The organism is bacterium, from assembly GCA_036504735.1.
Taxonomy (GTDB): Bacteria; Electryoneota; RPQS01; order RPQS01; family RPQS01; genus DASXUQ01.
The window spans coordinates 438,713-463,575 of the sequence record DASXUQ010000019.1; the positions used below are offsets into that span (position 1 = coordinate 438,713).

The 24,863-nt window shown below is 59.0% G+C and carries 13 protein-coding genes; 6 read left to right on the forward strand and 7 right to left on the reverse strand.

Annotated elements, in window-relative coordinates:
• Positions 1-15: 15 nt before the first annotated feature.
• The 5 genes from VGL38_16255 to VGL38_16275 all read right to left on the reverse strand — a co-directional run bounded on the left by VGL38_16255 (position 16) and on the right by VGL38_16275 (position 11,114).
• Complete coding sequence (locus VGL38_16255; protein ID HEY3296987.1) at positions 16-1,305, reverse strand: BamA/TamA family outer membrane protein; 1,290 nt, start codon at positions 1,303-1,305, stop codon at positions 16-18.
• Entirely contained in the window at positions 1,306-5,049 is a 3,744-nt protein-coding gene (locus VGL38_16260; GenBank protein HEY3296988.1) for a translocation/assembly module TamB domain-containing protein, read from the reverse strand.
• Positions 5,049-6,887 carry a BamA/TamA family outer membrane protein gene (locus VGL38_16265; GenBank protein HEY3296989.1) on the reverse strand — a complete coding sequence of 613 codons (1,839 nt, stop codon included), beginning with the start codon at positions 6,885-6,887 and terminating at the stop codon, positions 5,049-5,051. The genes VGL38_16260 and VGL38_16265 overlap by 1 nt, the downstream gene beginning before the upstream one ends.
• Positions 6,888-7,014: 127 nt before the next feature.
• Positions 7,015-8,586: a hypothetical protein gene (locus VGL38_16270; protein HEY3296990.1), complete on the reverse strand. Its 1,572-nt coding sequence runs from the start codon at positions 8,584-8,586 to the stop codon at positions 7,015-7,017.
• The gene (locus VGL38_16275; GenBank protein HEY3296991.1) at positions 8,583-11,114 is read right to left on the reverse strand and encodes a hypothetical protein; all 2,532 of its coding nucleotides are present in this window, start codon (positions 11,112-11,114) and stop codon (positions 8,583-8,585) included. The genes VGL38_16270 and VGL38_16275 overlap by 4 nt, the downstream gene beginning before the upstream one ends.
• A 282-nt stretch (positions 11,115-11,396) precedes the next feature.
• On the opposite strand from VGL38_16275, the gene VGL38_16280 reads away from it, so the two are divergent.
• From VGL38_16280 to VGL38_16300, 5 genes are all read left to right on the forward strand, one after another.
• Positions 11,397-12,671, forward strand: a complete 1,275-nt coding sequence (locus VGL38_16280) for an efflux RND transporter periplasmic adaptor subunit (GenBank protein ID HEY3296992.1) — start codon at positions 11,397-11,399, stop codon at positions 12,669-12,671.
• A 62-nt stretch (positions 12,672-12,733) separates the two neighbouring features.
• Positions 12,734-13,447, forward strand: coding sequence for an ABC transporter ATP-binding protein (locus VGL38_16285; GenBank protein ID HEY3296993.1), 714 nt, complete (start codon positions 12,734-12,736; stop codon positions 13,445-13,447).
• Between the two features lie 92 nt (positions 13,448-13,539).
• A complete protein-coding gene (locus VGL38_16290; GenBank protein HEY3296994.1) occupies positions 13,540-14,769 on the forward strand; it encodes an ABC transporter permease in 1,230 nt (409 codons plus the stop codon).
• Positions 14,770-14,771: 2 nt separating this feature from the next.
• The gene (locus tag VGL38_16295) at positions 14,772-16,043 is read left to right on the forward strand and encodes an ABC transporter permease (protein ID HEY3296995.1); all 1,272 of its coding nucleotides are present in this window, start codon (positions 14,772-14,774) and stop codon (positions 16,041-16,043) included.
• Positions 16,044-16,072: 29 nt separating this feature from the next.
• Entirely contained in the window at positions 16,073-17,971 is a 1,899-nt protein-coding gene (locus VGL38_16300; GenBank protein HEY3296996.1) for a S9 family peptidase, read from the forward strand.
• A gap of 169 nt (positions 17,972-18,140) precedes the next feature.
• Here VGL38_16300 and VGL38_16305 read toward each other — a convergent pair whose 3' ends face one another.
• Together VGL38_16305 and VGL38_16310 are read right to left on the reverse strand one after the other, a co-directional pair.
• On the reverse strand, positions 18,141-19,526 hold the full coding sequence (locus tag VGL38_16305) for a serine hydrolase (GenBank protein ID HEY3296997.1): 1,386 nt from the start codon (positions 19,524-19,526) through the stop codon (positions 18,141-18,143).
• A gap of 127 nt (positions 19,527-19,653) precedes the next feature.
• A complete protein-coding gene (locus tag VGL38_16310; GenBank protein HEY3296998.1) occupies positions 19,654-21,921 on the reverse strand; it encodes an aconitate hydratase in 2,268 nt (755 codons plus the stop codon).
• A gap of 397 nt (positions 21,922-22,318) precedes the next feature.
• Between VGL38_16310 and VGL38_16315 the strand changes: the two genes are divergently transcribed.
• Entirely contained in the window at positions 22,319-24,847 is a 2,529-nt protein-coding gene (locus tag VGL38_16315) for a T9SS type A sorting domain-containing protein (GenBank protein ID HEY3296999.1), read from the forward strand.
• Positions 24,848-24,863: the final 16 nt, after the last annotated feature.

Consider the following 24,863-nt stretch of genomic DNA (forward strand, 5'->3'; position numbering starts at 1 on the left):
AAAGAAGGTGGAGGTTCAGAAGGCTACGCCGGTACTGACCGAAAACGAGGTGTGACCGGAGGGGCGCAGGGTGGCGCTGGTTTCAAGAATTTCGAAATAGGGGATGCGGAAATAGAAGCCGGCGCCGAAGCCGGTGCGTTCGGCCCGACTGCCGGCCAGAATCAGTTCGCCGCGTTCGACGAAGGCCAAGGCGGAGACTCCCCACGGCCAATTCTTGCCATAGCGGCCAATCAGCGGCACATCATAGGTGGTCTCGTCGCCCAACGGGTAGCGCAGTTCCGCATTGCCGATGATGTAGGTGCCGGACTCACTGCGCAGATCGCCGAATCCGCGCAGCGCATTGCCGAAACTGTAGTAGTAGTGGGCCCACTTGGGAGTAGAATTGGTGGAGGTTCCGGCGGCAAGTCGCAGGGCAATCAGGGGCGAGCGGACTGTCGAATGAAACGGGAAATAGGCGCGGTAATCGTACATCGAGCGAATAAAGCCGATGTTGCCGGTGACGAGGTCCACCCGGGTTTCCGCATAAGCGCCGCGCGATGGAAACCACTCGAGGTCGCGGCGATCCAGAATGACATAAGGTGAAAACCACATGGTCTGGTAGCGCCGCAGAAGGTCGAAGGATCCGCCACCCGTAGCCGTAGTTTGCACGCGCAGATCACGGTACTTTAGTTTCAGCCCGACGCGGGACGGAGCGCCTTCATGCGTCGAGACATCGACGGTTCCCGACAGATCCCGGCGGTAGCGGGTGGAATCGTAGCTAACGGGCGCCGAGGAGTTCTCCCGGAGGTCGGTGAATCCCAGACGAACGGCTACGGGCAGATGCTGGGAGAACCAGCGCGAGTGATATTCCAGATCAATTCCCTGCGTGGCGCCGATCTGGCCTACGCCATACAGGCGAGCACCGGTGCCGAAGGTATTGAGGTAGGTGCCGCCTGCACTAAGAGTCGCCCGGCGAAGAAACGCCCGCGGGCGCGTGAACAGGTCACTAACTTTGCCTTCAGAAAAAGACACGCCGAGCACGGGCCAGAGTGGCCACAGTTCGGGAGCGCGCACGGCGACCACGCCTCCCCTGCTGATATGCACGGAGACGCTGTTGAAGATGGAGAGGTTGGAGAGCCGGTCGCTGGCGGCGTGCAAATCCTTGGCCGTGACCGTATCGCCCACTTGAAAGCGGAGTTCACGCTCAACTACCCAGCGCTTGGTGCGATGCAGGCCGATGACGTCAATGCGGCGCACCACATAGGATTGGTCCGCATAGGCTGCAACGATCCACAGCAGGGTAACCACAACAGCAGCTCTGCCCATCTATCTCCAGTCTACCCGCATAAGCAAGTCAAAAGCCGATTCTCCGGCGCCGATCTGTTGAGCGCGCAAATTCAGCCAACGGAAGAGCCGGTATTCCACTGAGACCTCCTGGCTGCCCACATTGATCGCTTGAATCGGCTGTACCACTTGGATAAAAAGCCTTTCCGTAAGATATGTTCCAACTTCGAGGGATCCGGACGTCAGACCATTCACTCCGCCGGTGCCTCCGGGACGGAAAGCAAGCACATCCAGGCCTGCGGCACCGCCAATCAAGCCCGCCAGCGATCCGGTAGCCGCGCCGGTAGCCGCCGATTCAACTTTTTGGGCGTTAGACGTGGTGTCCCTGGGTGCTCCGGCGATTTCCCGTCCGGTCAGGTTTACTCCGGACAACAACGACGCGATTTGTGCGGCACTCAGGGTATCCTGTCCGCCGGCTCCGGACGTTCCGGCCAGAGATAACCGCATCTTCTTGAGCGTACCGAACACGCGCACCGTGATGTCTACGTTATTTTCCGCCAAGCGCGGATCGGTGGCGGTAATGTCGATGGCTGGATCGTCCGGCGGACCTTCGAAGCGGATGAAGCTCTGCTGGTCGCCTTCCACCTGAAACTGATGGCCGTAGAAGGACACTGTGCCGCGTTCGACGTCAATCTCGCCGGCCAGTATGGGCATGGGATCGCCGCGACTTTTGTCGACCTGAAGATTGCCCGAAAGCGCGACGTTCATCCCCTGCCCCCTGACCCAGGCGTTGCCGGGAATATACAACGTCAGAGAGTGCGACATGGACCGATAGATGGTGGACGGCAACATATTCTGGTGGGTGGTATCGCCGCCGAGGTTAGCAATTTCCGCGCGGACATCAATCGGTTCCACTTGCTTGGTGGACGATGCCGTCAAACGGTAGAGGGCTTCATCCAGCCGAAGGTTGCCGTGCATGTCCAGCCGGTTCAACGGTCCATCCACGGTCATTTTGCCCGAAAGCCGCGCCCGCATATTCGGATTGTTTACCGCCTGAAAGCGGTCGGCATCCAGATCCAGATGCAGTACAGACGGCAAAGGAAGCGCCATCACCGCCCAGCCACTTCCGGTCAGCTTTCCGCCGGCTGTCGCGTTGAATTCGGGAAGCCGCAGCGAATCGCCGTCCAGTGATCCGTTAATCGTGATGTCCTTGTAGCGGATACCCTGCCGGTCATCCCGGTACGTGCCCTTCTGGATGGCAAAGGTCCCTTCCCACTCGGGCTTGGCCATAGTGCCTTTTAGTGCCATATCCGCGGAAATCAGCCCGCCCAACTGCATACTCTTGGACAGGTAGCGGTTGAATTTGTCCAGCCGCTGTTCAAGTAACTGCAACCGGCCCGTAATGGTTTCATTTCTGGAAACAATCAGGCCTTTGTCAATTGCAAAGCGCGCGGGAAGTTCCACGTTGAAGATCAGCGTGGTATCACCAAGCCAGTTCATCTGGCCATCCACCACGGCATGACGGGCATCCACGACCGCATGCAGCGTAAACTCATCGGCCAGCGGTTGCCCGTTCATAGCCACACTGTCGGCGATGAGATTGATGTCGCCGGTGAGGTCATTATCAGGACCGATGATTTGCACGCGCAGGTTGCTGACGCTCTTTGTCTCCGGCAGCTTAAAGAGTTTAGCCAGTCTCTCCGTGCGCAGGCCGGAGAGTTCGAGGGTAAAGTCTTCCTTCCCCCCGCGCTGCAGCGTTCCCGCGGCGCGCAGGACGCCGACATTCGAGGTAATAGTCAGTCCGTTGACATCCAGCCGCTTGCCGGCCAAGGTCACGGAATTCTCGCCTTCGGTGGCAAAGGTCAGATCGGCATACTTCCCGCTTAAGGAATCGATAGCCAAATCCATCCGGGCCGGTGTGCGACGGAGGCGGAAGGCTCCGGCCAATTGTATGGTATCGGCCTTCGCCCAGAGATTGACCCCGGCGGATAAACTGTCGGGCGAACCATTGACCGCCAGATAGATCGAATCCGCCGCCTGCCCCGCAGCCTTCAGTCCCCGCACCGCCACGTTGCCGTGCACAGCCATGCTGTCCATGTCAAAACGGTCGATGTGCGCCGTTAAGTGCTGCACGGTATCCGCACCGTACACGGCGCTATCCAGACGCAAATTTCCCGCAGCCGTCAGACGGGATAGGCGCTGCTTGGCCAGACTTGCCGACCCGGTAACCTCGAAGGAGAGCGAACCGCCGAGAGTGTCGGACAGATTCATAGACTTGGGCAGCAGCCGCCGGGCAGCGTGCAGGTCCGGTATCACTCCCGCTACGGCGTATTGCAGGTCGCCGCCGATCTCGCCAGATGCACTCAAACCCAGCCTCACGGCATCGCGCTGGATGCGGAGTGTGTCGATCCGAATGGTCTTCCCGCCCCGTAGCGTGCCGCGCAGAATCAGACTGTCGACCGTATAGGAACCAAGAGTAATCGGCCCCAGCGCGGTATTCAGATCGGCATCGACATGCTGCGGATCGACGTAGTTGCCATGGGCTTCAATAATGCCGGTAATCGGCAAAAGGGAATCGGGAATCTGCGGCAGCAGTTTGTGCAGATTGAGGGCTTCAAGCCGGATAGTGGTCTGCACCGTAGGGTCCGCCGGCAGAAAGCCGTGGATCACGCTGGTGATCTCCGCCCGGCCATCGCCGGTATCCAGCTCGCCGCTCAAGGTGATGGTAGAATCGTGAGTCCGTACTTTGAGATTTGCCGTAGCCAGACGGTAGCGGCCATAGCGGCTGGACTTCAAGTTGACGGCGGCATTCCAGCCTTCAAGCGGGCTGACTGCCGACTGCTTGGAGAACTGAAGATTCCCGAAGAGCATCATGCCGGTGGTGTCCGACCACATGGCGCCGGGAGTCAAACTGTCGAAAGTCATCTCACCGCGCATGGCCAGAGACTTCAGCGGGTACACTCCTGCGCCGTGGACGGTCACGTGGCCAAACTTGCTGCCGCGCATGTCCGCATTCAGCTTGATCGAGTCCATACTGGACACAAAGCTGAGGGTGAGGTTCACCGCGCCGACCGTGCTGGCGGGGAGCGGAAACAGGGCCACGATGCCGGTATCGGCGATCAGCGAGAGGTGGCCGATCAGGGGCATAAACGGATTGCCGAGAAACAGCGTGCCGTCGGTATTCAGGTCCAAACGCTGGGGGACCTGCAAGCCCAAGACGTATTTCAGGCTGTCATTAACGTAGCGCGCTTCGCCCTTCAGGGACCAGGCGTCCGTCTGGAACAGCAGCGTATCGCCTTTACTGATGGACGTCTTCAAGCCTTCAATACTGGCATCGGCAACCCGGATACGCCAGGGAGCGGGCTTGGCCGTGGCCGGCGCGGATTTGGGAGAAGGATTGCGGGGAGCCAGCGCGCGCTGGACATTGGTGCCGGTAGAATCGAATTCGAGAGCAGCGGCCAATCCGTCCATTTCGAGATGGCGAACAAAAATGCGGTTGCGGCGGAGCGCCAGTGGATTGACGGACAGATCGAGCTTGTTCAGGCTCACGAGAATCTGACCGGTAGAGTCCATCACCTGCAAGCCTTCGAGCGTCACATCGCCATTAATAGTAACGCGCACACTCTTGAACGCCAGTTTGCCTGTCAAATTCCTGTTGACGCTGATAAGCACGCGTTTGGCGACATAGGTCTGCACAGGAGAGGTCAGAGCCAGCACAACCACCAGCACGACCAGTCCGATGATGCTCAGAACACCTATCAGCAGATATCGCAGCACGCGACGCATCAGAACGTAGCTCCCACGGAAAGATCCACCGCCGACGTCGCTCCACCATAGGGATTCTTACGCAATTGGTGGGCATAGTCCACGCGAAGCGGGCCGACCGGAGTGATCAGCATGAGCCCAACTCCGGCGGACGGATAGAGGTTGGCCAGCCGCCAGCGATTCACCGAAGTCCAGACATTGCCGGCATCAATGAAGGTCGCCGCCACAACAGGCCCCAGAATATTCCGACGTACTTCCGCCGTGATGTTGAAGGACAGGTTTCCGCCGTTAGGAGGCGCGAGTTTCTGATAGACCCATCCGCGGACATCACCGGCTCCGCCCAGACGGAAGCTCTCTTCAGGCGGTGTCACGGGAGTCGTAGCTAACGGCCCCATTACCCCGAACTTTGCCCTCGCGGCCAGTACCGTAAATCTTCCCCGGGGAAGCAGTCCGGAGGCTTGGGCGATAACCCGCCACCAGCGGACTTCGGTTCCGTAAAACAGGCCCGACTCGGACATGGTCAACGAGAGCAGATGTCCCTTGCGCGGCGAGAGGGGATTGTCCCGCGTGTCCCAACTGACGGAGGCCGTTTCCACAGATCGGAGATACTGAGTGCGAATCTTTTGGGCGGCGATGTGCGTGGTGGTGTCAATATCCCGTACGCGTTCCGTACCGAATTCGTTGGAAACAGCCGTGGTCACGTAGCGCAAAGGAGTTGCCGAAAAAATGACGGTGTTGGAAACAATCTCCTTGTGCAGGTCGGGTTGCGCTTCCCAATCCCACTTCGGGTTGATCGTAATGTCGGTTACGTGGACAGGCTCATGGGGCACGAAGAACTGGATCTCCGCTGTGCGCTGCAGCCGGGCATAGGTTCCATCCAACTGAAAGCGGCGGGCACGCCCAAAGAAGTTCAGGTCGCGGAATTGAGCGGTCAGGCGTTCCCGCTGCTGGGTGTCGTAGCCCACACCACCGCTCACATGGTAGCGCCGGCCTTCTTCCACCTGTACGGTCACCGGGAGAACATCTCCCGGGACACCAGTGTCGGCGCGCACGGTCACAAAGGTGAAGACCTGCAGATTGACCAGCCGCTCCCGCGTGAGTTCGAGCTTGTGAACCGCATAGGGATCTCCCTCTTTATAGTCCAGTTCGCGACGGGCCGACTCCTCGGCAAACTGCTTGAGGCCCACAAAGCGTGTTGTCCCTAAATGGCAATAATGTCCGGGGAAAATGGTGAAGGTCACGTGGGCCAGATTGTTCACGCTATCCCGGTCAATCTGATATGTGACATGCGCCCGGGCGTAACCGAAGTCCTTCATCTTGTACGCGAAAGTGTCCGCCGAAGTTTGCACGTCCGGCAGCGTCAACCGCTTGCCCGGCTTGATGACTATCGCCTTGGACCAGCGTGCGGAGTCGACATATGCCGCGCTGTCGCTGCCCCGCACCATATCCCAATGGGTGAGAATCAGCGGCGGCCCTTCATCAATGTCGAGCTTTAAGTAGGCTTTCTGTCGTTTGTTGTCGGTGGTTACCGTGCCGGTAACTTTGGCATGGAGAAATCCCTGCCGGTTGTAAAAGTGTTCTACCCGGAACAGGTCCCCGGCAAAGTCGTCGGCATAAAACTGGGTGCGATGACCAAAGGGAAAGAAACGGCGCAGCCACGATGACGGCTCAGTAGCCATCACATTCAGCAGGTCGGACCGCGTAAGAGTGTGGAGCCCGCCGAACTTGATGGAGCTGATATAGAGACCGTCATAGGCCTGCCATTGATCGTACTCAGCCAGCGTCAACACTGCCCACGCAGCAGAGGACATCACCAGTAGAGCTAAGAGGATCGCGATTAGCCTGAGCTTATTCGTCATCGGAATTTGGCAAGAATAGGGATTACGTTCCAATAACGTCAAAATGAAGCAGAAAATCAAGCACTTCGGAAGAGGAGGCGGGAAAGCGGGGTTTGTAAAGGACGGGAAAGTGAAGCAAACGGAAATACTATACGGCCCGGCCCTCCATTGCGGGCTGGTACCGTGAAAGCTGCGGATGGGCGGCCAAGGCTCCGAGCCATTCAAGGGCAATACCACGGTGGTTTTGTTCCACGTTCGGGTTGCCTTGTATCAGTTGTTCCAGTTTTTCAAGACCCTCGGCGGCTTGGCGCACATGTTCGGCATCGGTGTAGCCCTTTTCGGCCAAGGCTGCCGCCAGTTGCAGAGCAATACCATTTTCGACGGTCGAGGTCAATGCCGCCGACCACGTGTTAAACTCGTTCTCGATCAGTTGCACCGTCAGGCGGGCTGCCTTGAGGACCTGGCCCTTGCGGTCATCGAGCACGGCCTGCTTACGTCCGGTGAGGTTTCCCACCAGGCCGCCACGCTTGCCGCCGTCGGAGGGGAAGATGTGTTTCTCGTTCAAGGCCGCTTCAAGCTTGCTGCCCAAGGTACGCACCACCCAGCGGGCTTTGGCCTCACCGAGGCTGACCTGCTTCAGTTCGAGCTTGGCGGCGAGGCCTGTCAGACCGGTCACAAAGTCCGCCATGCGATCGACCACAAATTCATCCAGTTTGGCCATGAGGCCGGTTAAGCCCAGCGCGGAAACATAGGTAGAGGTCTGCGGACCAGCCTTTCCGGCATCAAAGAACGGGGCAAATGCCTGGCCGGAGGTGCGGTTCTGCACATAGGCTTCGGCCAGAGAACGGATACCGCCTGACCAGTTCTTGCGGTACTGGCTGAAGAGGTGCCGCGAGGAACTCAGTTTGATCTCATATTGATTGGCCAGTTGCAGGCAGGCGCGTTTCTGCTGTTCCATCTGCTCGAGCAGGCGGGGGACAAGCCACGCCCACGCCGCCGCCGCACGCAAATCGAGTTGCTCCGGGCCGTCCTCGCCGAGCGTTCCGACTTCACGCAGGAGCCGTTGCCGCTCCTCCTCGATGGTGAGTTGATCGGCGGTGACCACCCACAACTTCTGGCCGAGTCCCTGGAACATGCGCACTAAGGAATCCGGCGCGCCGGAAAGGACCACCGCCGCCCGCTGTGACAGCAGCGGTTCGATGATCCGCGCATCCGTCTCGTCACGATGGCAGCGGTGCGGATGGGGGATCCACAGGATGCGCCACGCGGCCTCCGCATTTAGATGCTCCTCCAGCGTGGTAAGAGAACCGGTTGGTAAGAGCGCGGAAATCTTCTGTGGCAGCTCTTCAGGAGTCAGAGCCTGATCCACACCTGCGCTGTGCATGCGAAGACTTGTGGTGGTTCCACTCTGGACCGACCAGACCAGCGGAGAATCGGGGACATCGCAAAAATCCGCTTCATATCCGAAGAGCGCCGCAAACTCTGTAGCCAGAGCCGCATCGCCGCCGCACAGCAGAAAAGCGGTCTGCGGATGCGCACCTGCGCGGGCGTAGGCCTCCAATTCGGGCAGGGTGCATCCGGCCTGGCGGCACGCCGTCTGGAGCATCCCTAAAGAAGGGGTATGCTTCGCCGAGCCGCTGGAGCGCGCGACCTTCTCCCAATGTTGCAGCAGTTCCAGCGCCGAGGCGGCTGTGCGGGCAAAGGGTGCGGCAGGCCTCAATGTCCCGCCCCCGGTGTCTTGGCAAAGTGGAACACGAGCTGCAACAGGATCGACAAGCCCACTGCTCCGGCCAGTATCCAGTGAGTTTTCATGTGGGCATTGCGGCCCGTGGACAGATGGTCCATGATCTCTTTGCGCAGGGCATCCTGGCGGTCGCGCAGAGTATTTTCGATAAATTCGAACTTTGAGGCCAGCAGGGCGTTTAATTCTCGGCGCACGGCGGGAAGATTCTCCTCGGTGACCGCGCGCAGGGCCGACTTTAACTGCGCCATGTCGCTCCGAAAGCCTTCAAAGCCTTCATCAGAGGCGGTGCGCGTGCGTTGAATCTCGCCCTTCAGATCCTTATTCTGCTCCTCCTGCCATTCGCGGTTCAGGACAATGGTGCCCTTGATCTCCGAGAACTCCTTGTCCTCACGAGTTTGACTCTTGCGCACCATCTCCAATTCCGTCACCTGCTTTTCGAGTTTCTTATCCAGCAGGGGGAAGAACTTCTTCATGGCGGCGTTGTCCGCCAGGATCATATCGAATTTCTCGGTGGACAGGGCCAGTACATTCTGAGTATCACTGGCAATGCCCTGCAGGGCAAGCTGATCCCCCTGATGCAGGGATTGAATCAGGTGGGCATAGCGGTCCAGCGCCTGCGGCACAATGGCGGTCTGCTTGATAAAGCTGTCCGCCGCCGATTCGATGATCTCTTTGAGGCGCGCCGCATTCTCGTCGTAATTGGTGCGGATGACGTCCCGCAGCGTGGTCAGCGTCTGCTCCTGCTTGGTGCGCACCGCCGCGACATCCTCGGACATCGCCTTCACGTCACCCTCGATGCCGGAGGTGGACGCCTGCGACATGCCGTTCAGCGCGGCAATGCGTTCATCCATCATGGCCGACAGCCGCCGGATTTCCGTCTGCACGTCCCGCTGGGTGTTGCCGCTGGTCTGGCCACTCTCGGCCAAACGCGTCTCCAGGCCTTCGAGGCGGCTGGTGATGGCATCGGTACGGCTGCTGATCGTCTTCTGGATGAAATCCCGCAGGGTTTCCAGTGCTTCCGTCCACGCTTCCGCGACACGCCGCAGGGTATCCTGCACGCGCTCGCTGTCGGAGGTTTGGCCGCGGTCGATGCGTTCGCGCAAATCCTTCAGCGCGGCGTCGATCCGCTCCCGGTGGGTACGGCTGTCGCTGAGAGCAAGTTCCGTCGCCGTCGTGGCCGCCTGCTCGGCCCGCGACATGGCCGCAGCCAGATCGGCCAGCAGCCGCCGGTCCTCTTCGGTTTTCTGATCGAGAATTTTGGACTGGGCATCCAGCCGCGACAGGGTGCCGCGCAGGTTTTCTTCGACTCCGTGCTGGAACTCGCGGTGGCTTTTGACCAGCGAATCGAGGTTCACATTGGCGACGGACAGTTCATCGCGGATCTGATGCTCGCTCTCCCGGGACTGTGTCATCATCCGCTGCAAGGTCGTCACCGACTCCTGCACCGCCTGCCGGTCTTCGTCGGCCTGTGAGGCATACTTGCGGGCGACGTCTTCAAAGCCCTGCGCCAGTTCCTTCAGAATCCGCTCGCCGCTGATCTCGCTTTTGGGACTCTTTTGCAGCGCGGCAATCTCCCGCAGGATGCGGGTTTCGCTTGCCGTCAGCGCCGCGCCGATATCTGCCGCCGGGGCGGCTAACGCCGAAGGCTCGCTGGTCGCCGCAGACCGCACGGCACGGGTTTCCACCTCCGCCAGAATCAGGGTTTGAATCTGGTCCCGCAGTCTGGCCACCGCCGTTTCCAATTCCTCCTGCATGCGCGGCCCGACGGTGGAGAGGGCGTCACTGATGCGCTGATCCAGTCGCGTCAGCCGTTCTTGATCGTCGCTTCTCCCCTGCTTGAGCGCCGCCGTGATTCCGCTGCGATAGGTTTCCAGCACTTCGACGATGGTCCGCTCACTGCGCGCAATCAACTCTCTCAGTTCGGCGGGAGCCTCGGCGCCGGGTGCGGCGACGGTTTGCGGCGCACGCGGAGCAGAGTCTGGAGAGACTGGTGCGGAGGCCATCAGTGCGGAAGCCTCCTGATCGAGCTTCCGGCAGAGAGTATCGACGTGGGAGGACAGACCGGTGAGCCGCGACTCGACCTCGGCCACGGTTCGGGCCAATGCCTCACGGCTGGCCGCGGTCTGTTCCTGAAGCAGCCCCGCTTCACTGCGCAGCGCGGTCTCGATCTGCCCGTGGGTCTCCAGCAGATTATTCAGGACTCCGCCGGCGCGTTCCCGTAGCTGGTCGGCGTTGGCGCGCATGACCGATTCGAGATCTTTGACCCCTTCGAGCAGTCTCGTCCCGGCAGGAGCGAACACCTCGCGCAACCGTTCGACTCCACGCGCAATCTGCTGCAAGGAGTCCTCGGATTGCTGTAAACTCTCCAAAGCGGTCAAAAGCCGCTTCAGTTCGTCCCGCATGGCCGGCACAAACTTCTGTTCTGTAAGCTCTTGCGTAAGATTCTCGAGAAAACTTTGCAGCGGCTCTACGAGTTCGAGGTGAGTAGTCTGCTTCGTGGACATGGTTGTGGCTTCAATCGGTTTGTAAATTCCTTCCAATCCCTTATCTTTGTTGCAAGGGTAGTACCAACTCCCCGTTGGTTTCTCCAAACCCACTTTCGGGGGTTTGGTTGCCATAGCATGTGACTGTGGAGGCCCCGGGGTGTCTACAGTGTGCAACATTCCTCAGCGTCGAGCCCTCCCATGAGCAGAACCTCGCAAAGGACGCCTTCGCTGTAGGGGCCGCTGATTTTTTCCGGTCCCATTCAAATTCCGTAATATCTCTTCAATTCTCATATCCCATCCATGAAGAAAAACATCTGGATCATCATTATCGTGCTTGCGGTCGGCACCACCGGGTTTTTGATCTATAAATCCAGCAAGAAAGACACCCGAACCGAAGTGACCGTCGAGATTCCCGCCGTGCGACACCTTGTGGCCACCGTTGCGGCCACAGGCGAAGTTGAGCCGGTGGACCAAGTCAAGGTCTCGGCAGAGATTCCCGGTCGCATTACCGAACTGACTGTGAAAGAAGGAGATAGAGTTGAACGCGGGCAGCACTTGGTCGAACTGGACCCGCAGCTTTACGTCGCGGCTCTGGAATCGGCGACGTCCGGTTTGCGCTCAGCCAAGGGACAGAAAGACAAGGCAGATGCCGATCTGAAACGTATAAGGGGCTTGGTGGGCAAAGGCATGGCGTCACAGGCGGACCTGGACGCAGCCATTGCCGCATCGGAACTCTATGCCGGGCAACTTGAGCAGGCGATTGCCCAGGAGAAGCAGGCTCGGGAAAATCTTTCCAAGACACGGATTGCCGCGCCGATGACCGGCACGGTCTCCCGCCTGAACAAGGAAGTCGGAGAGTTAACCCTCGGCTCACAGTTTCAGGAAGATGTGATCATGGTGGTGGCGGATCTGTCCCGCATGGAAGTTAAGGCTCAGGTGGACGAAAATGACATCGTGGGCGTCAAGGTGGGAGATTCCGCCGGGGTGCAGATTGATGCTTTTCCGGACACAACCTTCCGCGGTCGCGTCGCAGAGATTTCCCAGTCCGCCGCCAAGGCGGGAGTAACGGCCAGCGCGGACCAGGGGAAGAACTTCGATGTGAAAGTGGCCATTGTGGATAGCATCAAGGGGATTCGTCCGGGCATGTCAGCGACCGTGGATATTGCCACCGATGCCCGGGACAGCGTGATGTCGGTATCGCTGCAATGCGTGGCGGTTCGCGATAAGGAGCAGGGCAAGGCGGTGGAGTTGAAAGAGAAGGAGCAGCCGAAGTCTTCGCGTGAAATGGCGGCGCAGGTACGCTCCGGCACGCAGGATTCGTCCAAGTCCGCCGCCAAGCAGACCATTGAAGAAGGCGTGTTTGTGCTGGGCGGGGATACGGCGGTGTGGAAACCCGTCCGCACCGGCCTCTCCTCGGACCGCTATATCGAAATCGTCAACGGTGTTGTCCCGGGGGATACCATCATCAGCGGGCCGTACCGTGTGTTGGCGAAGGACCTGTCCCATGGCGACCGGGTGAAGATCAAACAGCCGGACAAGGGAAACAAGAACGGCAAGGACAAAAAGAAGAGCTGAACGCCGGAATCCGAAAGCTGAATGTCTGTCATCTTTCCCTTGGATTGAACACCACCTTCCCTATGAAAACTGAGAACGGCGTGGCCGTCAAGAACGGCCAGTTAATCGAGATTCGAAAGCTCGTGAAGACCTACCGCGTGGGTACCGAAGAGGTGCGCGCGCTGCGCGGGGTCAATCTTGATATCGGCAAAAATGAATACGTGGCGATTATGGGTCCTTCGGGCAGCGGCAAGTCTACGCTGATGAACCTCATTGGCTGCCTCGATACTCCGTCTTCCGGAGACTACATTCTTGCCGGAGACAACGTGGCCAAGTTGCGCGACGGCGAACTGGCGGTGATCCGCAACCGCCGCATCGGCTTCGTGTTTCAGACCTTCAATCTGTTGCCGCGCGCATCGGCGTTGCACAACGTGGAATTGCCGCTGATTTATGCGGGCATGCGCGCCTCCGAGCGCCGCGAGCGCGCCCACAAGGCGCTGATCGCGGTGGGTCTGGAAGACCGCATGCATCACAAGCCCAACGAACTCTCCGGCGGTCAGCGCCAGCGTGTGGCGATTGCGCGCGCGGTGGTGACCGAGCCTTCGCTGATTCTGGCCGATGAGCCCACCGGAAACCTGGACACCAAGACCGGCGAAGAGATCATGGCCATCTTCCAGCAGTTTCACGATCAGGGCAACACCATTGTGCTGGTTACGCATGAAGAAGACATTGCGCGTCACACCAAGCGCATTGTCCGCCTGCGCGACGGGCTGGTAGAGTCGGACACGACGAAGTAACCTCTGCCTATCCGCATTCCCGCCACGCCGGGAATGCTTTGTGTAGTACACGACGATAGCCGCTGAACAGCGGCCGCGAAAGTCACCTATCCATGCGTTTTCTATCTGACTTATATGAAGGCCTCAGCATCTCGTTCCGCGCGCTGCGGATGAACGCGATGCGGGCCGTGCTTACCGCGCTGGGAATTCTCATCGGCGTCACGACAGTGGTGCTGATGGTGACGATTATCCTCGGGTTGAACAAGGCCGTGGCCGGCCAGTTCAGCTTTCTGGGCTCGAACACGCTGTATGTGTCCAAGTGGTCGTGGTTCAACGACAACTGGCGGGCGATGCTCAAGCGGCCCAACCTCAAGCCCGAGTATGCCGACCGTATCAAGCGCGAATCCACTTTGGCCGAGGCGGTGAGTCCCTTCGGCCAGACCGGACGCAGCGTGGCCTTCCGCGACAACCGTCTCTCCCGCTCCTCGGTGATGGGCGTCACGGAAGACTACCTGATTACCAATTCCACCAAGATCGATCTGGGCCGCTTCTTCAACGAGGACGATATCAAGCGCAAGCGGCAGGTGGCGGTGATCGGCGCGGGCATTGCCGAAAAACTGTTCGACAAGGAGGGTCCGCTGGGGCAGCGGATCGACGTGGGCGGCCAGAAATTTCAGGTGATCGGCGTGCATGCCAAGATGGGCAATTTCTTTGGGCAGAACATGGACGATTTCGTCACGGTGCCCATCGGCGCGTTCGTCAAACGCTTCGGCAAGGACGAGGATTTGAACTCGGGCATGGATATCGTGGTCAAGGCGCGGAATGCCGAGGATGTCGCCAACCTCGAATGGGAACTGCGGGGCATTATGCGGCGCATTCACCGGCTGCGTCCCACTGAGCCCGACGACTTCGGCATCAACAGCCAGTCGATGATCATGAACATCTACAATTCCATCACCCGCAGCATCTACACGGGAGGCGTGCTGATTGCCGCGATTTCGCTGCTGGTGGGCGGCATCGGCATTATGAACATCATGCTGGTGTCGGTGACCGAACGCACCAGCGAGGTCGGCCTGCGCAAGGCGCTGGGCGCGCACCGCTGGATGATTGCCTGGCAATTCCTGATCGAGTCGGCGGTGATCTGCGCCATCGGCGGCCTGGCCGGAGTCGGGCTGGCATATGCCGGTGGCAAGGTGATGAACAATTACATTCCCGTATCCATGCCGTGGTGGGTGGTGCTGTTCGGCATCGGCTTCTCCGCGATGGTGGGAGTGTTCTTCGGCCTCTATCCGTCGATGAAGGCCGCACGGCTTTCCCCCATTGAAGCCTTGAGGCAGGAGTAGCCATGTTCCGCTTCAGCAGACTGTTTCTTGCTTCCATGTGGGACGCATCCAAGATGGCGCTGGATTCGATGCGCGCCCACAAGATGCGCGCGTTCCTGACACTGATCGGCGTGGTGATCGGCGTGACCACCATTATTGCCATGATGACGGTGCTCGGCGGCATCAAGAACGCCATTGACACCAATATGCGCAGCCAGCTTTCGGTGAACGTCTTTCAGGTGCAGCAGAACGAGCCGAACATCGGGATTCACATCGGCTGGCGCCGCGAAAAGCGCCGTCCGCCGATTGAAGCCAGGTATGCCGATGCCATCCGCGAGCGCTGTCCGGCGGTGCGGCGCGTGGGTGTGGAAGTGTGGGAGTTTGGCCAGCAGATCCGCCGCGGCGGTCTGGAGACCAACGCCAACATGGCCATCGCAGGCGGTTCGGTGGAGTTCGGCGACAATAACGGCATGTATGTGGTGCAGGGCCGCCCGGTTACCGAACAGGATATCAACTCCTCGCGGCGGGTCATCGTCCTCGGCGAAGACGTGCGCCACGCGCTGTTCGAGAATGTCAATCCGCTGGGTCAGATGGTGCGGATCGGCGCGGAACAGTTCGAGGTCATCGGCGTGTTCGAAAAGCGCGGCTCTCTGCTCGGCGAGAGCCACGACAACCAGAGCTGGATTCCGCTGAGCACCTTTATGCGCATCTTCGGTAAGTACGGCGTTTGGGGCGAGCGCAGCGTGAACCTCACCGTTCAATCGTGGTCGGCGGAACTGTACGACGAAGCCATTCAGGAAGTGACCGAGTGCATGCGGGTGGAGCGCGGCCTGAAGCCCGGCCAGCCGAACAATTTCGCGTTCTTTACGCCCGACATGCTGCAGGAATCGTTCAACAATCTGACAGGTTGGATCGGCTACGCGGCTTTCGGCATCTGCGCGATTTCGCTGCTGGTGGCGGGCATCGGTATTATGAACATCATGCTGGTGTCGGTAACCGAACGCACGCGGGAGATCGGTTTGCGCAAGGCCGTGGGCGGAACCAAGACGTCGATTCTGCGCCAGTTCCTGATCGAATCGGTAATGCTCTCGGAGGTGGGCGGGGCCATCGGCATCCTGCTGGGCTACCTGCTTGCTGTGGCCGTGAACGCACAACTCAAGTACCCGGCGCCGGTGCCCATCTGGTCGGTGTTTCTGGCGATCCTGTTCTGTTCCTTTGTCGGCGTTGGCTTCGGCATGTGGCCCGCCATTCGCGCCGCCCGACTGGACCCGATTGAAGCCCTGCGCCACGAGTGACCGCCAGCCGCACACGAGACAAATCCATTATGAACTGTAGCCGTTATGCCCTGCTTATTATCGTCGCGCTTATGAACATGACCAGTTACGCCAAATCCGCCGCCGATCTGCCCATGGAGGAGTTCTTCAAGACCTACCACGTGGGCAGTCTTTCTTTTTCCCCCAATGAGACCCAGTTGGCTTTCGTCTCCGACAAGACCGGGCTCTGGCAGCCGTACATCATGCCGGTTGCCGGCGGCGCGTGGCGCCGTCTGGTGGAGACCAACGACGCCGTCACCGCCATTACGTGGTCGCCGACGCGGCAGGATCTGATCTTCTTCATGATGGACAAGGGCGGGGACGAGAACTTCCACATCTACCGCACGACGCCCGACGGCGGCACGTATGAAGATCTGACGCCATGGGAAGGCAAACGGGCGACATTCATCGGCTGGTCGAAGAACGGCAGATTTCTCTACTACAACACCAACCAGCGCGACGACCGTTTCATGGATACCTACCGCCTCGATGTGGAGACCATGACGCGCGACACGGTATTCGAGAACAACACCAGCCTCAGCGTGGACGCGATTTCGCCGGATGACAAGATACTCATTCTGAATGAGTTCATTTCGGCAACAGCCTCCAATCTGTACACGTATGACGTCGCCTCCAAGGAGATGAAGCCCATTGTCACGCAGAAAGACGGCGAAGGGAACTACAATTTCTCGGATTTCTCGCCGGACGGAGGCGTCTATTACATCCTGACGGACAAGGGTTCGGAGTTCACGCATCTTGTGACCTACAACACCACAACGGGCCAGTGGAAAACCGAATGGTCACCGAACTGGGATGTCACCGGCGCGGGCTTCAGCTTCAAGGGCACCTATTACTTCACGTCCATCAATGAGGACGGACTGACCAAGGTCAGCATCGTCAATGCAAAGACCGGTGAAGAGTTCAAGCTTCCGCCGCTGCCTCCTGCCGAGATTATTCCCGCCGGATTCAGCCGCAGCGAAAAGTATTTGCGGATTGTGGTGGATGCGGACAGCATTCCGGGCGATCAATATCTGTTCAATGTCGAGAGCCACGAGCTGACCAAGCTGACGAACCTGTTCGACAACAGCCAGCTAACCAGCGAAATGCTGGTGGAATCCAAGTTGATTCATTATCCGTCCTTCGACGGCAAGATGATTCCCGCGTGGCTCTATCTGCCGAGGAACCCGTATCCCGGAAGAAGGCTGCCGATTGTATTGGACATTCACGGCGGACCGATGGCGCAGGAGACTCCCGGCTACAATCCGTGGACGCAGTTCCTGGTAAGCCGCGGGTTCATTGTGGCCGCGCCGAATGTGCGCGGCTCCACAGGCTATGGCAAATCGTATTATCTTGCCGATGACGGCAAGTGGGGCGAGGATCCGTTGCAGGATGTGGTCTATCTGAAGAAGTATCTGGCCTCGGTGCCTCAGGCGGACACGAGCAAGACGGTGATCTGGGGCGGTTCTTACGGCGGCTACATGGTGCTGGCAGCCCTAACCTTCACACCTACCGAATTTGCGCTGGGGCTCGATTGGGTGGGACCGTCCAATCTATTTACTCTGCTGGCCTCTATCCCGCCCTACTGGCAGCCATTTGTCGAATATTTCCACAAGGAGATCGGCAACCCGGCCATGCCTGCCGACAGTGCGCGCATGTACCGCCAGTCACCGCTGTTCTTTGCCGACCGCATTCAGCGGCCACTGCTGATTGTGCAGGGGCGCAATGATCCGCGTGTGAAGGTGGCTGAGTCGGATCAGATTGTCGCCGCGGCACGTAAGAACGGCAAGCAGGTGGAGTACATGATTTTCGAAGACGAGGGCCACGGTCTGCGCAAACGCGAGAACAAGCTTAAAGCCTACAATGCCATGTGGAAATTTATGGTGGACCATCTGGCGCTGAACGAACCGTGAGCAGGGGTGACCCCTGCACCCAAGTCCGCCTTCGGCGGGGGGACAGCGCGGAGTACCGCGCGGTCCCAATTCCCCAAATTGAAGAACCCCGACTCGAAAGAGCCGGGGTTCCTGTTGTGTTGTACCATGACACGCCGCGCGGGGTGTCCTTACCCCGCGCGCTCACTACTTATGCTTTGATCCGGTTCAGGTAGTTGCGGATCTGGCGGGCGGTTTGCTCGGCGACGGGGGGATCGAGGTTGCAGAGGATGATTGCCGTATAGCCGCCGGGAAGCGCACTCTCCAGCACGGCATTGCAGCCCGGAGAACCGCCGGCGATTCCCATTTGCCCACCGTCTCTGCTCAGCACTTTACCCGAACCGGTGGCCATGGCGTATTTCAGCAGGTCATCGGCTGTGGAGTAGCCGCCGCCTGCACTGCTTCCCCGACCGGGTTGCGCAAGAATATTGCTGCGCAGTTCGGGAGAGTCTTCCTCGCGCAGCGAATTCCAGCGGTGCGTGTAGCCAACGGCGCGGTTGGGCACGATTTCATCACTGAAATACCAACCGGAGTCCTTCATTCCCGACGGATCGAAAACGGTCTGCTTGACGAAATCAAAATAGTTCTTGCCGCTGACCTTCTCGATGATCAGCCCCAGCAGCACATAGCCGCCGTTGGAATATTGTTCCTGTGTGCCCGGCTCGAACTCCAGCGGCTTGTGCTCAAACAGCGGCAAATAGTCCTGCAAGCTGCGAATCCTGTCACGTGGAGTGTTCACATACTCTTCACCGAAAAAGTCACTGATGCCTCCGCGATGATCAAGCAGGTGCTGCACGGTGACTTTGCGGCGCGCATCGGCATTGGGATAATCGGGAAGGAACTTGCCAAGGGTGTCCGAAGCGGAAAGCTTGCCGTCGGCAATCAGACGCTGGATAGCCGCCTGCGTAAAGGACTTGCCGATGGAACCGAGATTGAATTTGGTATCGGGAGTATTGGGCACATTGTGCTCGCGGTCGGCAAGCCCGTAGGCTTTGCGCAGCAGAGGTTCACCGCGCCGCGCAATGAGCACCACACCGGAAAAGGCATCGGCGGCGGTCTGCCGTTGCAGCATGGCGGAAATGGAGTCCAGCGCCGCCTGCTCGGGCAACGGAGGCTGATTGGCCGCCTCTTGCGGCTCAGACTCTTCGGCAGGCATCAACCGAATACCGAGGATCTTGTGGGGCGCAACGGATTCCGTAGGAAAATCCACCCGGAAACGCTTGCCGGACTGGCCCTTGATCAGCACAGAGACCTGTGCGTCGCCATTCTTCAGCACGCGTTCGAGGTCCATGTGTCCAATATCGCCGTGCATCCGCCTGTAAACCTGCATGCGATCATCCACGCTGCGCACAGCCAACAGAGAATCGGGAATGTTCTCTGTATAGAACGCGCGCATCGCCGCCTCGTCGCCGGAATTGAAGGCGGTGATGTAGGCCAGCACCCGCTTGCCGGCGGGCGTAGAAGTCAAGTCATCGGCGGGTGCGGCAAAGGCGAAAACGGATGCCATGAGGACGGCAGAGCAGATCCAACGGGTCATGAATGACTCCTGCAGCGAGGGGATGTCGTTTCTGGTTAAACCTCGTGGAAGCGGGAGTGTTCCACAAAAAAGACGGGGAAGGCCGCAAAGCCTTCCCCGTCTACATATTGCTTGACGATGACGTCCTTTAGGCGGTCATCTTCTTGCGCATGGCATTGAGAGCGCCGCCTTCGCGGAACCACTCGATCTGCTCCTGATTCAGAGACTGCTTCAGCATCACCTCCTCGGTGCGGCCATCGGTATGCGTGAGCACCATCTTCACCGGCTTGCCGGGGGCAAGATCCTTCAGACCGAGAATCGAAATACGGTCGCCTTCGCGCACCTTTTCATAGTCGGCACTGTTCTCGAAGGTGAAGGGCAGAATGCCCTGCTTCTTCAGATTGGACTCGTGAATGCGGGCGAAACTGCGGGTGATAACGGCTGCGCCGCCAAGATAACGAGGGGACATGGCGGCGTGCTCACGCGAGGAGCCTTCGCCGTAGTTCTCATCACCAACGACGACCCAGCGCAGACCCTGCGATTTCAGATCACGCGCGATCTTAGAGACTTCCAGACCTTTCTCGCCGCTCAGCGGATGCGTGGCCTTGCCGGCTTCGGACGTGAAGGCATTGATCGCACCGGCAAACATGTTGTCGGAGATGTTGTCCAGATGGCCACGGAACTTCAGCCACTTGCCGGCGGGGGAAATGTGATCGGTGGTGGTCTTGCCCTTGGTCTTCAAGAGTAGCGGCAGTTTGGTGTAATCCTGTCCGTTCCACGGGGCAAAGGCCTTCAGTTCCTGCAAACGGTTCGAATCCACCTTGACTGAGACCTTCACATCACCGGCATCTTCCGGCGGTGCCAGATAGCCGGTGGTGTCCTTTACAAATCCTTTCGTGGGAACTTCAGGCGCGGGAGCCGGAGCATTCAGCTTGAAGTTCGCGCCGGGAAGCGTATCCTTCTGCGGATCGAAATCCATCGTGCCGGCCAGAGCGTAAGCGACGGTGATTTCGGGGCTGGTGATAAACGAAAGCGTGTTGGGATTGCCGTCGTTGCGTCCGGGGAAATTGCGATTGTACGACGAGATGATGGAATTGCTCTCGCCGTCCTTGATGTCGTCGCGCTTCCACTGGCCGATGCACGGGCCGCAAGCGTTGGCCAGCACAGTGGCGCCGGCTTTCTCCAGCACTTCCAACTGGCCGTCGCGGCGGATGGTCTCGAACACGGTCTCGCTGCCCGGGCTGACATAAAGCGGTGCATTCAACTTCGCGCCGTGCTTTTCGGCCTGCGAGGCCACGTCCGCGGCGCGGGTGATGTCTTCGTAGGAGGAGTTGGTGCAGGAACCGATCAGCGCGCTGGTGAACTTCAGCGGCCAGCCCGCGGCTTTGGCATCCGCCGCCCACTTGGAGATGGGACGCGCGGCATCGGGGCTATGCGGCCCAACGACGTGCGGCTCGAGCGTGTCCAGATCGATTTCCACCACGCGATCAAAGAACTTGTCCGGCGAGGCCAGCACTTCGGGATCGGCGGTAATCAGCGCGCGATTGGCATTGGCCAGGTTGGCAATGGCGGCGCGATCCGTGGAGTGCAGGTAGGTTTCCATGCGCGTGTCATAAGGGAAGACCGACGTGGTGGCCCCAAGTTCCGCGCCCATGTTGGTGATCGTCGCCTTGCCCGTGCAGGAGATGGATTCCGTTCCCGGTCCGAAATATTCGATGACGGCATTGGTGCCGCCCTTGACGGTGAGAATACCGAGCAGCGCCAGGATCACATCCTTGGGTGCGGTCCAGCCGTGCAGCTTACCCGTGAGGCGCACACCGATGCGCTTGGGCATCAGCACTTCCCACGGCAATCCGGCCATCACATCCACCGCATCCGCGCCGCCGACGCCCGAGGCAAACATGCCAAGGCCGCCGGCGTTGGGCGTATGGGAATCGGTGCCGATCATCATGCCGCCGGGAAAAGCATACTGCTCGAGCACCACCTGATGGATAATGCCCGCGCCCGGCTTCCAGAAACCGATGCCGAACTTGGCCGAGACCGTGCGCAGAAAATCATACACTTCCTGATTCATGTTCATGGCGTTGGGCAGATCCTTGGCCGAGCCTTCCCGCGCCAGAATCAGGTGATCACAGTGCACGGTCGAGGGCACGGCGGCCTGCTTGAGTCCGGCGGACATGAATTGCAAGAGCGCCATCTGTGCGGTGGCATCCTGCATGGCCACGCGATCCGGCCTCAGGCTAATGTAAGCCTTGCCCGGCGTAATGTCTCCCGAGAGGTCATCGAGGTGCCCAAAGATCAGCTTTTCGGCATAGGACAAGGGCCGTCCGAGACGCGCACGCGCAGCGGCAATACGTTCAGCAGACTTCCGATAGACGGTCTGGACAAATTCGGGTGTGGATTCCACACGCACCATGATATAAGCTCCTGATTTTTCGGTCGTTTCCCCACCGCTTTCAAACGGTATATATGTCTAAATATCGGGAATAGTTGCCTCTTTCGCAAGTGGTTCTACAGCCTTCGGTCGTCAGATTCGCGCCGTCCGGTTCATAACATCCTTTCACGCGCACCTGTTTCAAGACTCATAGGTCTGTAATTTCGTATTCTTATTGCCTTCAAATGCTACTAAGTATACGCGGGAATACTCATAAATGTCCACATGATATTCATGAGCTACACAATGCTGCTTGCCTTCCTGAATAGATCGGCCTACCTTGAACAAGGCGCATTCACTTGCATCAGACGTCGTGAGAATGCAGTTTCATCTTAGTTCTGCTGATGTTAGGCATTTTCTCAACCAGGAGGCTTCGATCATGAGGCATTTAGGGCTATCGGTTGTAATTTCTCTGCTACTGATCGGCGTGGCGGTTTACGCCGCAACACCGGTTTCCGAGGCGGACATCGCCCGACTGAAGGCGAAGGCAACCAGCGGAGTGATGCGCACCGCTGAGGACGTGGCTTTGGCGGAGCGGATCAACGCCACCACCACAAGCCATATCGACATTCTGAATGCTCTGGCTCGCGCCAAGCAGATGGCCGCAGGGAACACGTCTCCAACAAGGCCGCCGCGCCACGTGCTCGACGAGTACATCGTTCAGCCGGTGACCTACGACTGGGTGGACATTTCCAGTTTCGGAAATATTCTCCCTACGGGCGACGATATGAGTTTCGGACCCTATGATCTTGGGTTCAACTTTCCGTTCTACGATCATCATTACAACTCAGTTCGGATCTGCACCAACGGATTTCTGTCGTTTACCAGCTCGCAGACTTCCTATATCGAGTCATCCATCCCCAACCCGCTCGAGCCGAACACGGCGGTTTACGCCTTCTGGGATGACCTCATCACCAACATCTCCGGAACGATTTATTACTATGCGGATGCGGCCAACCAGCGTTTCATCGTGAGTTGGGTCGATGTGCCCCATTACGGCATGGGGGGACCGAACACGTTTCAGGTCATCCTCTACGACAGCGGCACGGTCGTGCTGCAGTATGCAGATCTCTTCGATGCTACCAGTTGCACCATCGGCATCGAGAACCAGACCGGCACGTCAGCCCTGCAACTGTGCTATGATGGAACAGGAACGGTTCCCGTCAATCCATCCGCCTACCGCATCACGGCGGAGAATAGCCTCCCCAATCCGGTAACCAATCTGCATGCGACGTACACCGCCCCGAATGTTACCCTGACCTGGACCGATCCGGATCACGACACCAACGGCAATCCGCTGATACCGGACAGCATTCTTATTTACCTCGGCGGCGAGGACCCGTCTAATTTCGCCGGCCATGTGGCACATGGCGTGCAGACCTTCGCGCACGAAAACACGGTACCCGGCGTCTACACCTACTTTGTGCGCGCGAAGTGGGGCGATCTTCTCAGCAGCTCTACGACGGTTACGCTGACGATCGGCAATCCAAGCTACCAGCAGTCCTTTGACATCGACAACGGCCAGTGGGTGCCCAGCAATGAGATCTGGCAATGGGGTCCTGTCATCAATCCGAATGGTCCGACGGCGCATAGCGGCGCGAATGTGTGGGGCACCGGATTGAACGACAACTATCCGGCTAACGCGTGCGGCACGCTTGATCTGAATCTGGGTCTGCAAGTGGTCAGCGATAACGCACAGATTGAGTTCTGGTATTGGTCGCAGATCGAACAGGCTTACGACGGCTGCAACTTCAAGGTGAGCACCGACAACGGAAACAGTTGGATGATCTTCGCATCTCAGGATGGTTATGATGGCACCACCCTTAGCGTCAACACGTGTATTCCTGACGAAGCGTGCTGGACGGGCTCGCTCAGCCCGCAGTGGCGTCACACCGTTATCCCCATTGTGGTGCTGCTTGGCCAGACGCCGATCTTCCGCTTCACGTTCGGTTCCGACGCCTCTGTGAACTACGCGGGCTTCTTCTTCGATGACATGACTATTTGGGGGATGGGGACACCCATCCCCGCGCGCGGCTATCTCACCCTTGAGCAGTCCGGCCCGCCGGATTGGGGCTACACGCTACATCAGGTGAGCGGCGTCGTCAATCATCTGGTCTTCAGCAATCTTTGCCCCGGCACCACGGGTTCGGTCAGCGACGAGGCCCAGTATCATGGCTGGGTTGCGCAGAACTATCCCGATTCGGTGGTCTTCACTGCCATGCAGGGGCTGACGGAAGGCTCGCTGGGCACCTTCTGGCTTCACCATCCCACATGCAGCGACCGGGTCCGATGGATGGCGGGCGACAGCAGCGGCTACATCGACGGCCCGCTTCCCGTGGAACTTTCATCTTTCGATGTTACCGCGACCACCGATGGAATCCGGCTGGCCTTTGCCACCGCTTCGGAAACCGACAATGACCATTTCGAAATTCTGCGCGCCACCGACAAGAGCGGCACGTTCGAGCGCATTACCAGTGTAACCTCCGCGGGGAACACGGCCGGCGGACACCGCTATGACTATGTAGATACTCACGTGACCACCGGCCAGACCTACTGGTATTATCTGGTCAGCGTGGATGCCAACGGCAACCGCACAGAGCATCGCGACCTGCAGCGCAGCGCCGTGGCCACCGAATCCCTTCTTCCTGCGGAGTATTCGCTGAGCGCCTATCCCAATCCCTTCAACCCGAGCACCACGCTGGTCTTCAGTCTGAAAGAAGCGGGACATGTGCGGCTGGGAATCTACGACGTCACCGGACGGCTGGTAAGATCGCTCTCCGAAGGCAATTATGCTGCGGGCACCCACCGCCTGAACGTGGATGCCGGAGATCTTGCAACGGGCATCTACTTTGTCCGTCTCCAGAGTGCGCACTTCAACACGTCGCATAAACTGCTGCTTCTGAAGTAAACTGCCTTATCTTTTC